General features: G+C 45.0%; 13 protein-coding genes and 1 pseudogene. All 14 read right to left on the bottom strand.

The window, feature by feature from the left end:
* Positions 1–109 precede the first annotated feature (109 nt).
* Positions 110–715 carry a hypothetical protein gene (locus tag CLFS41_RS24350; RefSeq protein WP_007871377.1) on the bottom strand — a complete coding sequence of 202 codons (606 nt, stop codon included), beginning with the start codon at positions 713–715 and terminating at the stop codon, positions 110–112.
* Positions 716–788: 73 nt separating this feature from the next.
* On the bottom strand, positions 789–965 hold the full coding sequence (locus CLFS41_RS29615) for a hypothetical protein (RefSeq protein ID WP_227884806.1): 177 nt from the start codon (positions 963–965) through the stop codon (positions 789–791).
* An 83-nt stretch (positions 966–1,048) separates the two neighbouring features.
* Positions 1,049–1,459 carry an ester cyclase gene (locus tag CLFS41_RS24345; RefSeq protein ID WP_045093771.1) on the bottom strand — a complete coding sequence of 137 codons (411 nt, stop codon included), beginning with the start codon at positions 1,457–1,459 and terminating at the stop codon, positions 1,049–1,051.
* A 45-nt stretch (positions 1,460–1,504) separates the two neighbouring features.
* Positions 1,505–1,969, bottom strand: a complete 465-nt coding sequence (locus CLFS41_RS24340) for a VOC family protein (protein WP_007871381.1) — start codon at positions 1,967–1,969, stop codon at positions 1,505–1,507.
* 92 nt (positions 1,970–2,061) lie between these two features.
* On the bottom strand, positions 2,062–2,823 hold the full coding sequence (locus tag CLFS41_RS24335; protein WP_045093770.1) for an MBL fold metallo-hydrolase: 762 nt from the start codon (positions 2,821–2,823) through the stop codon (positions 2,062–2,064).
* A gap of 99 nt (positions 2,824–2,922) precedes the next feature.
* A pseudogene (locus tag CLFS41_RS24330) lies at positions 2,923–3,339 on the bottom strand (ParB N-terminal domain-containing protein); the annotation flags it as partial.
* Positions 3,340–3,498: 159 nt separating this feature from the next.
* Positions 3,499–4,092, bottom strand: a complete 594-nt coding sequence (locus tag CLFS41_RS24325; protein ID WP_045093769.1) for a VanZ family protein — start codon at positions 4,090–4,092, stop codon at positions 3,499–3,501.
* A complete protein-coding gene (locus CLFS41_RS24320) occupies positions 4,085–5,203 on the bottom strand; it encodes an ABC transporter ATP-binding protein (protein WP_045093768.1) in 1,119 nt (372 codons plus the stop codon). The genes CLFS41_RS24325 and CLFS41_RS24320 overlap by 8 nt, the downstream gene beginning before the upstream one ends.
* A 16-nt stretch (positions 5,204–5,219) precedes the next feature.
* The gene (locus CLFS41_RS24315; protein ID WP_045093782.1) at positions 5,220–6,059 is read right to left on the bottom strand and encodes a carbohydrate ABC transporter permease; all 840 of its coding nucleotides are present in this window, start codon (positions 6,057–6,059) and stop codon (positions 5,220–5,222) included.
* A gap of 8 nt (positions 6,060–6,067) precedes the next feature.
* Positions 6,068–6,940 (bottom strand): sugar ABC transporter permease, encoded by an 873-nt coding sequence (locus tag CLFS41_RS24310; protein ID WP_045093767.1) that lies wholly within the window; start codon positions 6,938–6,940, stop codon positions 6,068–6,070.
* Positions 6,924–8,165 (bottom strand): hypothetical protein, encoded by a 1,242-nt coding sequence (locus CLFS41_RS24305; protein WP_045093766.1) that lies wholly within the window; start codon positions 8,163–8,165, stop codon positions 6,924–6,926. Before CLFS41_RS24305 ends, CLFS41_RS24310 begins: the two co-directional genes overlap by 17 nt.
* A complete protein-coding gene (locus CLFS41_RS24300; protein ID WP_045093765.1) occupies positions 8,155–10,101 on the bottom strand; it encodes a hypothetical protein in 1,947 nt (648 codons plus the stop codon). The genes CLFS41_RS24305 and CLFS41_RS24300 overlap by 11 nt, the downstream gene beginning before the upstream one ends.
* 22 nt (positions 10,102–10,123) lie before the next feature.
* Positions 10,124–10,723: a hypothetical protein gene (locus CLFS41_RS24295; RefSeq protein WP_045093764.1), complete on the bottom strand. Its 600-nt coding sequence runs from the start codon at positions 10,721–10,723 to the stop codon at positions 10,124–10,126.
* 33 nt (positions 10,724–10,756) lie between these two features.
* Positions 10,757–12,874, bottom strand: a complete 2,118-nt coding sequence (locus tag CLFS41_RS24290; RefSeq protein WP_347468897.1) for an extracellular solute-binding protein — start codon at positions 12,872–12,874, stop codon at positions 10,757–10,759.
* Positions 12,875–13,098: the final 224 nt, after the last annotated feature.

Here is a 13,098-nt window from a genome sequence, read left to right as displayed (position 1 = left end):
TTGTTTACTTGAAATAAGGCCGGATCTTATCTGCACCTTGCCCTAAAACTGCATTCCAAAATTTCTTAACATCCATCTCTGCGCTCCTGTCAAACTGATTCGTCATTTCTTACTTTTCGATTGAAATAAACGGAGGAAAGGTATCGGAGCTATCGTTACGCCGCATAGTTTTTGAGTCCACATCAAAACACTTGCCGTTGTATTCATAGTGTAGCTTATTAGCCTTAACATAAAAACAATGTTCCGATTGAAATGCAACAGGCTTAAAATGCCCTTCTTGTATCGGCTGATCCCGATACAAGACCTGATCTTCCGATAACTTCAGCACATCATTTTCAAGATGCACATCATAAATCCCACTTACGATAGCCTCTGCTGCCACATTTTTCCCTGATGCTGAAATGAAACGAAAACAGCCAGTCAAACTATTGGTGCTTTTTCGCTCCGCTAGTTCAAATCGGAACAGGGATACACTGCTGAAATCTTTTCGCAATTTTTCACGTTCTCCATCCTTTCCCATGAGCCATATCTTCTCATTAGATACAATAAACATATCCAACTGAAATCCGCTCTGAGAATATTTTAGATTAGAGAAAGATATTTGATCTGAGTAAACGCCCTGTAACGCACCATTTTCAAGTTCGTAAACTAATTCCTTTGTAAACAGCGTTTTGCCATCCACATTCGCTTCAATGAAGTTGATGATTTCTTTCATTAGCACCCGCCCATCCTTTCAATTTAAAATACACCTTTTTATGCCAAGAACGCATAAAAGCAACTTACAATTTTCAAGCCACACAACTTCTTATTTTCTTTCCATCCCATGCCGAAATTACATGAGAGGAATTTTGCATTGCACGAACAAGTTTTTCTGGATAATTTCCAGATTCCCATTTGACAGACAAAAACAATCCTTGCAACTCTGCCGCAGTAAAAACTTTTGTTTTCTTATACTCGATATTCATAAATTGACCTCTTACAAATTTCGTAATATATAAGAGTGGGGAAATTATCCCCTATTCTTATTTTTCGATTTCACGTTTCAAAATTATATTGCTCCTATCATACCTGCTTCAAATAAAGTTTCAAATGTATTTACTGCACCTCCATGCTCCACAATCCTCCCATCAACTACCTTATCAACATTAATGCCAGTAAATACCAATCGTTTGTTGGTTGGCTTCATTCCTAGCCATTCACCTTTATGTGTACCCTCCATTACAAATTCAGAGATGACATAATCACCATCACAAAATTGCTTAATAATCTTCATCTTATAATCGGGATATGTCTGCTTTGTTGCTTGTATGTGTTCTTTCATACCTTCAACGCCAACTGGAATCAGTCTTTCTCCCATTTTCACACAACATTTTTCATGGACAAACTCTGCTACTTTTCCAATTTGATTTTCAGATATGATAGTTTCATAGAAATATTTTATTTTCTCCACTGAATCCATTGTCCTACCTCTCAACTTTCCACTAGTTTATTCCTTCACCACGTATTAGGTATTCAGAAGTTTGGTCAAATCCTCAATAGAAGCATCCATCTTCACAGAGACTTCTTCCATAGTCATACCTGACGCCAGAAAACACCTGAGCACCATTTTCATATCCTCGCCAACCTCTATGAGATGCTCGTCCAGATCGTAGAACCGGATTACACGTTGTCCCCAGCTATGCTCAATGACTTCTCCCAAATATTCAATGTCCGAGTATGCTTTCAGCTTATTCAGGAAACCGTCAAAATCCTGTTCCTCAAAGACGATCTCCGCGTTGTTGGATTTCTTCAATACCTTTTCTTTTGGTATACTTACCAGCCAGTCAAAATCCTGCTGTAATGCCAGACCGCAGGTAAAAGCGATATTCCTTCCGTAATCCTGGTAGACCTCTAACCCGAACAGTTCCTCATAAAACTTTCTTGCGGCGCTGATGTCCGCTACCGATATAACTGTACATACATACTTCATATAAACGCTCCTCAATCTATAGCTGTTCTTTATTTCTGATAAATCCTTTTGTATAGCACACAACTAAATGAAATTATACTGCTTCCTTCTTTTTATAGCCATACTGCCCAATCTCCATAGTCAAATGTACCGCTGCCGTGATGTAATTTACCATCTTCCCGTAACTGCCTAAACGCATTTCTCATTCTGATTAAAATCTCCGGCTGAATATCCAAACTATGATGCGCAGGAAAAACCTTTTTGACCGGAAGCTCCGAAATCTTTTCAAGAGAAGCAAGGTATGCGTCCGGGTCTGTTGACGGATAATAGGCAAATAAAGTGTCCTTGTAAACCAGGTCTCCGGTAAACAGATAACCTCTGTCTGATTCCCAGAAACACATATGCCCCGGAGCATGGCCCGGTGTATGCAATACCTGTATATTCCGTCCGCCTAATTCAATGTTCTCTCCATCCTCCAGTACCTTTGTTGGCGTCCCCTGGAAAAACTCATAAGTACCTGTATCGTAACCGTCTGGTAAATCGCAGCGGTCTGCCACCATCTCTCTGATTGTTTCTATTGTCAGAGGAAACTCACCGTTCAGCCAGCTCAATTCTTCCGCATGGGCATAAAAGTCCGGAAAATACTTATGGCCGCCAATATGATCCCAATGAATATGGGTGGCAACAGCCGTAACAGGCTTATTTGTCAGCTTCATTACTTCATCATAAATATTGCAGATTCCCAGACCCGTATCAATCAATAAGCTGCGGCTGGAGCCATTTAACAGATAGCAATGCGTCTCCTCCCAATGCCGGTATTCGCTGATAATATATGTATCTTCATCAATCTGATCAATCGTGAACCATTTATCCATTTGCAAGCATACCTCCATAATTAATATCTGATTCCCTTTGCAGAACATCACTTATTTTTCTGCCAAAGGGCGTTTATTACTTTCACTCATTAATATTATTTACTCTTTTTTCGTCTCTTCCTCTACAGGGCACCACGCCTCTCCAAATTTTATATCCCTGAATAGAGCGGCAAGACCTGTAATTTGCTTGAGACGCAAAATTTCATCTCTATCCATTCCCAAATGCTTTGAGATCCAGGCGTCTGATCGCCCAAACTCATGAAGTTCCTTTACGATGTTGCTCATCAGATCCACATCGTGAGTGCCTCGTACCCTGTTATGGCGAACGGTGCTGGCCATACGTTTATCAATCGGTTTCTCAATGACAGAAACCGGCAGCAATCCTTGTTCTCTCTCGTAGATATCCGGATGATCCATCATCACCTGATACCGGTGGAAACCGTCCACAATCAGATAAATATCCTGCGATTTTACATAATAGCATACGACCGGCATCGTATATCCGTCTGATTTGATGCCCCTTCTCCTGAAGCTCCTGAATTACAGACTCGTCCAACCCACCGCCTTGTCGATGGAATCCTTTCATACTGCCTCCCTAAACGGTTTACACACTTGTGTTTCCCTCTTTCCTTGTTTTTTATCATTGTAACATCTCCTGTACTGCCAGGCAATTCCCTATAAAGAGAAATTACCTAATACAAACTGAATAAACGGCTGGGAAAAAAACATTACTACGACAACCGTTGCATATAAAAGATATAACTCACGTTCCTTGCAGCCAAGCCAGTTTAATTGTGGAAACCGTTTAATAATCAATCTGCCTATTAAATATCCTATCATTGTACCTGCCACATTCGTTATCACATCATTTATATCGGTTGCGCGAAAGGTAAATATCTGCAGTATTTCAATACCCAGTGATGTCATCAGGCCCAAGCCCACTGTTTTCATCATGCTTCTGTATTCGGGCCATAAGCATGGAACAAATATACCTAATGGGATAAAAAGTAAAACATTCAGATAGCTGTTGGTTATATCGTTCAGCATACCATAAAAAGGAATAAAATTATAAGACCAACCGATTTTAATCCCTGTCACACTGGGAACCCCCACCAAAAAGCACATTGCAGTCAAATATAAAATTAAAATAATATAGGCAGCCGTCTTTTTTATGTTGTGGAAAATAAATATTTGATATAAAAAAAGAATCGGTATCAGTATCATTGATGCAGCCGCAGTTTCTATCCCTGTTGAATATATTCTATACATAAACATCTCCATATGCATATCCTGTCTCTGTACTAAATAGATGTATCTTTTCCGGCTTTAACCGAATATATGCCTCCTGCCCGACCTGGCCTGAGTAATCCGCGCCTGTTACCATTGTAATATCCGGTATGTCAGCCCCGGTGAGGAAAACCGCCACTTCACGCCCGGTATTTTCTAAAATGCTGATTTTCATCCGCACCGCATGAGGCTCGTCCGGTGCAGCCGGCACAATGTGTTCCGGACGGATACCGGCCTTAACAGGCCCCTGCAGTCCTCTTGTGGTCAGACCGCCTTTATCCATTGGAATACGGGCATTTCCCAGGGTCAGATAATGTTGTCCGTTATTTGAAATAAGCTCTGTGTCCCACACATTCATATTGGGGGAGCCTATGAATCCTGCAACAAACAGGTTTGCCGGATTTCTGTATATTTCCTGCGGTGTTCCGAACTGCTGCAGAACACCGCCTTTCATCACGGCAATGCGCGTCCCCATCGTCATTGCCTCCGTCTGATCATGGGTAACATATATGGTGGTTACCCCCAGCTCCCGTTGGAGCGTTATAATCTCCCGGCGCATTTCTGTGCGGAGCTTCGCATCCAGATTGGCTAACGGTTCATCCATGAGAAAAAGTCCGGGTTTTCTTATCATGGCCCGCGCAAGGGCAACACGCTGGCGCTGACCGCCGGACAAGGCCCCCGGCTTCCTTTCAAGCAGAGCATCCAGCTCCAGCTTTTGGGCTGTTTCTGCTACCCTTCCCTCTATTTCCTGTTTTCCGATGTGCTGCATTTTAAGGGGAAATGCGATATTATCTTTTACCTTCATATTGGGATAAAGGGCGTAATTTTGGAATACCATGGCAATATCGCGGTTCTTTGGCGGAACCTTGTTCACAATCCTGCCATCCATAACGACCTCACCGCTGCTTATACTCTCAAGTCCTGCAATCATACGCAGCAGTGTTGTCTTTCCGCATCCGGAAGGGCCTACAAATACTATAAATTCCCCTTTCTTTATTTCCATGTCCATATCCTTAACAGCATGAACATCACCAGGATACCATTTATTCACTTTGCTTATCTGCAGATCGCCTGCAAAATTCCTGTTTTCCATAAATTAATCCTCTGTGTTAATCTTTCATTCCGGAAGATATAATGCCCTGCTCCAGATATTTCTGACCGGACAGGAATATCAGAAGAGGAGGCATCAGCGTAATCAGTGACGCGATTAATGATACCCCGGCGTTATCCGCTGTGATGTTTGGCATATACAATGACAGCGGCCAGAGCGCCTGGTTTTTTAAGAATGCCTGAGACGCCTCTATTGCGTTCCAGTATTCCAAAAACCCTAATACCACAGCCGACAGAATGCCCGGTGCGCCCAGCGGAAGCCCAAACCGCAAAAATGTCTGAAATGAGGAAGCCCCGTCCACGGCCGCCGCCTCCATGACCGCCGCCGGTATGTCCATGAAAAAACGTGTCATGATGAATACCGGAAGCGTTGATGCCGCACCGGGCAGTATGACCGCCCATACGGTATCAATCAGGCCCATCTTATTCAGGATAAGATAGCTGGAAACCATGGTTACCTGAAATGGCATGAGCATCAGGACAATATACAAAGTATAGAGTATCTTTTTTCCGCGAAAGTGAAACTTTGCAAACGCCCATGCCGCAGGAGCGCCCAAAAGGACATGACCGAGTATGATTGGGAAAACCTGCCTGCAGGAATTCCAGAATACCGTAAAGAACTGGGGCGTATCCAATAATAGTTCCACATATGCCGCCAGTGTCGGATAACGAGCAATTACGGGCCATACAGCCGTTCCTCCCCTTCCTTCCAGGACAGGCGCAAGGTTTTCAGACAACTCTGCTCCTCCCATAAAGGTCCCGGATATCAGCATCCAAAGAGGCATCCATATAAAGACCGCAATCAAAACAAGGGGTACGCCAAGAAGCCATTTTTTCATATCCTCTCTCATATCCTATCTCCTCTGTCCATGATTTTTTGCAGCAGTAGTATTAAAATAAATACCAGAATTGCCATCATCACAGCTCCGGCACACATTTTATCCACATCCAGATTGCCGTACCAGTTATTAAATAAATGCTGAAGCATGTAAATACTGTCATCCGGATAACCTCCCGCAATCAGATAAGCCTCCCTGAACACCTTAAAGGAATTGAGCAGCGACAGTACTGTAATGGTAAATAATGTGGGCATAAGATTGGGGAGTGTAATCCTCACAAACCGCTGAAGGCTTCCGGCGCCGTCTATCTGGGCCGCCTCATATAATGCCGGATTTATGGCGCTAAGTCCTGACAGCCACAGCACCATATTATATCCGAAATTCTTCCACAGATAAGCAAACACCAACACGCCAAAGGCTGCCTTACTTCCAATCCAGTCAACCGGATCCATACCCCAAAGCGCAAAGAACGCGTTGAGAAGTCCATTTTTGTGAAAGAACACCCGCCACAAAAGCACAATCGAAGCAACGGGAACCGCCATGGGCACAAGAAACGAGGTCTTAAAAATGCCGCGTTTTTCCCTGAAGGAGGCCAGCATCAGGGAAACAGCCAGGGAAAAGAGTAACAGAAGCGGTATGCAGACTAAGATAAATTTTGCTGTATTAGCTGCCGCCATCTTAAACGCATGGTTTCTCAAGACTGCCAGATAATTTTGAAATCCCACAAAGCGGTCACCGGCAGCCAGGAAAAAGGAACAGCGCAGAGCATCCAGCATGGGAATCAGCACCATAATGCTCACGAACAGCAGGCTCGGCAGCAAAAACAGCCATGGTACCATTTCTTCCCGGACCGGAACACTGTATTCACGTTTTTTCCTCATCCAAAATCCTCCCTTCACGAACATCGGCGGCAAGTGTTTCTTTCAGACAGTAAAACAGAAAATCCACACATATCCACAGGCATGGCAGAAAATACATTGCTTTGCAAAAGGTCATATTGTGAGCAGAGGCTATCTTGAATGAAATCAGGCCAAGAGTCAGTGTATATGCCGCACAATAGAAAATCATTCTTTTGTAAGAGCGTATGGATACCAGCATTGCTGCGGCTGCCGTAAAGGCAGAGGCGCAAACAGAAAGCAGCACTGCCATAAATGACGAGATCCAAAGCTCTATATCCCGGAAGGAAGGCCCCGCGGCCATCCAGTAGACCATATTTTTTCCCTGTTCCTTAAACAAATTTTCCCAAAACTCAAAATCAGACCACATTGCAGGGATAAACTCGGAAGGAAATTCTGGCAGGTCCATACAAACCCATAATCCGGCCAATATACCGAAAGCCATTAAAAGATAAATAGCCAGCAGCAGGGGATAACGGTAACGCCTTTTTCCATGCCTGATCACGCGCCCAAGGATTCCAAATGCCAGAATGATCGCAGGGAACCGGAGTATCATGCCAAGTACCCATGCAAATAATGTCAGGTCAAGGATCCGTCCCATCGGAAAACCTGCCGATGAGAGATACTGACCGGCCCTCTCCCCTGCTCCCGGACCTGTAAACGTCAGCTGCATATTGGATAAGGGTTCTTCCGATTCCACCTGCGCCTGTAAGAATAACCTTGGTTCTTCCTCCTCAAATATGCCTCGGACATAGAACTGCTTTCCTTCCGCCTTTACCGGCACCCCAATCACATTGGTACTTCCCCACAGAGAGAATGCCAGACCGGTACTGACGGCACAGCCAGAGGCATCCGATCTGGCCGGATAAGCGCCGTCCGCCAGCATGGAGGATGATATATCCCCACAGTCTCCAAAGACGTCAACAACATCCGCCTTCATCTTCTTTTTGTCTGAAGCCATTATCTCCTGTTCCGGGTATATCTGCCATAAAGTGACCTCCGGCTGGTTTCCTGCTCCATCCTGCCTTGCATACGTCTGCTGCCTGATAAGCTCTGAGGGGCTGACACCGTTCTTTTCCCATTTAATGCTCACACTTGTACAGTGACTGATGGCCGTACTATAGAAAGAACAAGCGGTACACCAAAGAACCGCTGCCAGTATTGCTGAAATTGTCAACGCCCGGTAATGGGCAAACCTGTTATTTTTCAATACGGACCCTGTCTCCTTCCGATATGATCTTATTTGAGCTTATAACTACCTGATCCGAATACGTAAGCGCGCCATCAACATACATGGTCTGACTGTCCCTTTCCTTAACGGTTATATCTACCCTTGCAATGACCCATTCTGTTCCCAGTACGGAGCTTTGTCTGCGGAGTACGAATACGTGATCTCCGGCGGAATCACTTCTGAGTGCGGTAAGAGGCAGACAATTTTGATACGTCTCGCTTTTTCTGCTCAGAAAAAGCTGTGCCGGCATACCGGAAGTATAACCTCCCTCCGACAGAACCGCAGTTACTAAAACCTGGTCCGACTCGTCCGGTGTGCTGATGGAATGAATCTCCACATCTGCTTTTTGTGTGCTTCCGTCCAATTTGTAATGAAGCTCTCCTTTGTCCCCGGCTGAAAAGCGGCGTGCTGAATCTTTATCCAGTTTTCCTTCAAAAACAAATCCTCTGTCAGCAGAGGAAAGTATGACTGCATCTTCCCCCTCCTTTGTTTTATCCCCGCGTTCCAGCGTCCTCACCACCGTACCAGGGGCCGGAGCCAAAAGGCATCCCCCATTATCCAAAATTTCCTGTAATGCAGCACGCGATTTCTCCTTATCTGACCGCTCAGATTCACAGGTGATTCTGTCAATCTCACCTTCCTTCTGCAATACATCAGCCTGTCTCCGGGCATCTTCCAATGCTGCCTGGGCGGTCTCAACTGCCCTTCCCGCAGCATAGAGTTCTTCCTCCTCAGAATATCGGTTATCCTCTGACTCACGCCGGGCACGGTTTAACGCTTCTCTTGCAGCATCAATGGCAGACTGGGCCTCACTGACTGCAGACTCAGTTGAAAAATCGTTGCCTTCCCTGACTGCTTCCAGCACTGTTTCTGCTTTATAAAGAGCATCTTTGGCTTTATCAATGTTACGTCTCCAGCATCTCTTGATGGAATCCAGGTTATCGTCTGCCCTGTCATAGGACGATGAGGTATAGTCTGCTTTTGAAAGTTCCTTTTTTGCCTGGTTAAATGCCTTTTGCGCAATGGAAAGTTCTTCCTCCGCCTCCTTCAGCTCCTCCGTATAATCCGCGGCATCATCCGGCTGCTTCCCTGCAATCGCTTCCTTTATTTCGCTGACTCTCTGATTTGCCATATTAAGTTCATCTTTCGCCTGCTCATACGTTTCTAATGCCTGCTGATAACCATCCTCTGAATCATCAAGATTTTCTGATTCCTCATCCAGCGCCTGTTCTGCGGCACGGATGGCGTCCTCCGCGTCCTCCCTTACGTTTTGCAGGTTTTCCCTCGCTTCCTTCACAAGCGCTTCTGCCTTATTAATAAGATTCTTTTCCGCATCTGCCAGTGTTTCTTCAAGCTTTGTATAATCTTCTTTCAGCCGCATCTCTGCCCTGGCATACTTTGCAGCAATGCGCTCATACGCCTTTTGGGCATCCTCCAGCGTACGCTGTGCCTCAATCACATCATTGCCGCCATTGTCTGCTGAAAGATCGATTCTCAGGTTAAGGATATGGATTTCTTCTTCCAGCTTCTTAATCTGTTCTTCTGCGGAAGGTTTATCAAATTCTATCAGTATTTCACCTCTGTCTACCGGTTTGCCCTCCCCTGCATTGACGGACACGACCTTAAGGCCATCCGGAAGGCTAATCCCCTTCTCTGCTGCCGCATGGATAATCCCTTCCATTTCAGCCCTGTTCATTAACGTTTTGCTTGTCATGGAAGACACTGCAACATGGGCAGTTGTAAAAGAATGGGATGCACGGGAAATGATTGTGCATACAAACATAAATGCGAAAAATCCAATCATAAGATATACAGCCATGCGCTGTACACGTTCTTCTATAAGGGGCCTGTATTTCTTTCCGGAAATAAGCATGGCCTTTTGCTGTCTGATTTTTTCCCCAATATGTAAACGCATAGCTGTATCATCTCCTGTCAGGTTAATTGAACACAATCATAATGATTTTGTCTGCCAGGTAAGAACCGTCCGCCTGCTGTTTCCCGAAACACAGTACAAAATCACTGTCCCCTATCCTGTCTTTTTCACTGTCCTCCAAAGAGTAGCTGCTGCCATCCGATTTCACGGTTCCCTTTTGAAATACTGTGTCTTCTGTATAAGTAACCGTCATGCTGCCCCCATCTCCTGAAGATGAAGTGCCGTCCGCAAAGGGTGATGTATTAATCACGCACCCGGTATTCGAGCATTTGCCGGCTGTGCCGCTCAAATCAGCAGACTTCATCATGTCATTCGCATCTGCAAAGGTATCCATTGTATCTGAATCCCTGTTCCCGGCATCATCCGGACTTTGCAGAGGTGAATCATTTTGGACCGCTTCCTCCTGCTTTTCAGGGACTTCCTCCTTCTCCGCCTTACCGGCAGTATTTACAGGATTGCTTTCCTGTCGCTCTGTCGCTTCCATTCTTTCTGTTTCCGTTTTTGCATTTGTCTCCGTACCTGCACAGCCGGTAACCAAAAGCATCCCCGCGCAGATAGCTGCATATATCCCCATCATTCCTCTTTTCATAAGCTGTCTTTTCATCGTTTTGAATTCTTTCCTTTGCATATAAAATTTTTACATTTGTTCATTGATATAAAGACTGGCCCGGCTCTGAATTCTTTCAGCCGCTTCCAGGGCGCTCCTGGCCCCTGAAAAATATTCCCGGGCCTCCTCCAATATCAGTGATTCCAGTGTCTGATTGTCATTCTCCACATAGGCTGCGCTGCTTAAAAGCTGCTTTGTCAGCTCCGCATCTTCTTTTGTTGCCTTGCCGTCTTCGTAAATCCACGTCCAGACAGATTTTCCATCCACCGCCGCCTGCGTGACCTTATCAAACGCCCTCTTATGAATCGGAAGCATCATACAGGACATCTGATGCTCCTCTGTCAATAGTGTTCTGACAAATTCCCATGCCCCTTCCTTCCGGGTGCTGGACGAGGAGATTCCAACCTTCACTTCCGGTTTGATTACATGGTACTCACCGCCGCCTCCGGGAAGTCCAAGAAATCTCAGGTTTCCGTTGTAGTAATTTCTGTACCGGGTGATGTGGTAAACGCTCAGCACAGTCTCATAGGCTGCTGCATAGGTATCACTTATCTCCATTCCTCCAAAGCCATTCTGGCTGCTTTCCTGTATTTTACCGGCAAATTCCAGCATTTTTACAAATTCAGGCGAATCAAATGAGCATTTACCCAGGCTCCAGTCAATAAAACTGCCGTCTGTCTGAAGCATGTCTCTCAAAAAGGAAGCTCCGGACAGATTGTCTATGGAATTGGCTCCGTAAGTATCAAGGACCTTTTCCAGATCCTGAACGGTCCAGCCATTGCTTCCATCCACAACATCCGCGCCGGCCAGCATAGTGGATATGGCTGCTCCGTCTGTAAGATAAGGTAACTTTCCATCCAGGCTGATAGCTTCAAAGACATTTTCAAAGTAATCCTCTGTCCGGATTTCCGGATCATGTTCCATATATGGATAGAGATCTTCCAAAAGCCCTTTACCTAGATAAATCTGTACAGACAAATTACTCATATCCAGGATATCCGGCATATCGCCGGAGATGATCCGTGTATTAAGATTCAAAATGGCATTATCCCATTCCTCGTTGGAAACATTTTGTGCATACGGAAAATACTCTGTCAGCTCAACCTTATACCTGTCGTTTGTTTTGTTAAAATCGGATACGGCCTGGACAATGCCAGGAGTCGCAGTCAGGCTCACCATACTCAAAATCTCCCTCTCATCCTCCCCCTTGGCCAGAACCGCCATTTCATACGATAATACCCCAGTCTGATTGGATGAGGCCGCCAGGACCACAAAACGCCCATCCGTGCATTCTCCAAGATGAACTTCTGATGTGCCAAGTCCCATATCCGACCAGTTAAAGACAGGGATGCCCTCCTGTGCTCCCGCAGCATACCCATACAAAACGGAAGAATCAAACCGATAGAAATCTTTGTTCACTCCTCCATACAGTCCTGCTGTTGCTCCCAGACAGATTTTATCTTTCCTCCAATCCCGGCTCTCCATGTCCACTGTAAGCAGGTCATAGTTCATACGGTCCGAGGAAGTCGCACAAATACCTATCTGTCCCTTGGCAGTCGTTGTCGTTGTCATAAGATTTCCCTCATAATCGAGAGCAAATAAGAAACTGCCGTTGTTGTCGAACAGATAGACCAGCGTATTTCCTCCTTTTGCAGCCACACAGATATTTCCCTCCATATCAATGCTAAGGAACAAATCTCTTCCAACTGCCGATATGACCGGGCTGTCCATCACACCTGCCAGGCCAACCGATTGGACCTGTGAACCACTGTTGTCAAATTTCCTTAAACTATAACCGCCTGCCTGTTCCAGGCAAACCGCCCAGATGCTGTTATCCGGGGCAAAGCCAAAATCCAGAAGTGAGACAGAAGCATCCAGATCCAGATTCTGTTTCAAAAACTTGCCGTCATCAATATCCATTGCTGCCAAATAGGACGTGCCATCTTCCTCCAGGCAGCACAGATAGGCCATATCATCTTTGAGCAGAAGTCTTTCAATTCCTGTCACGGTGTCTGGAATATCAAAAAAGTCTGCAACATAGGAAGCAGCAGGCTGCATGGTATCCATGCGGTTCCCGCAGGCTGTTACGGTAAAAATCATTGCTGTTATTCCCAGAATTGTAAAGATCCGTTTTATCTTCTTTCTCATAGCCACCTCCATTTTCTAAAATTACCTCCTTTCATATAAATATTGCCTGCTCTATCAGGCAGTTTAAGCATACCATTGATGAGCAGGCAGTTTTTTAATTTGAGATAATTGATTTTCTATGGAATGGTAAATGAATGATTAAGAAATTCCTAAGGCGATATGGCAATGATCAGCATTCGTCTGTCTGACAAAAATTTTACCTCATTACCAATTTTTTTATTGAC

It is taken from the genome of Clostridium sp. FS41, assembly GCF_000954015.1.
Taxonomy (GTDB): Bacteria; Bacillota; Clostridia; order Lachnospirales; family Lachnospiraceae; genus Enterocloster; species Enterocloster citroniae.
This window is presented reverse-complemented; position numbering and strand designations above follow the sequence as displayed.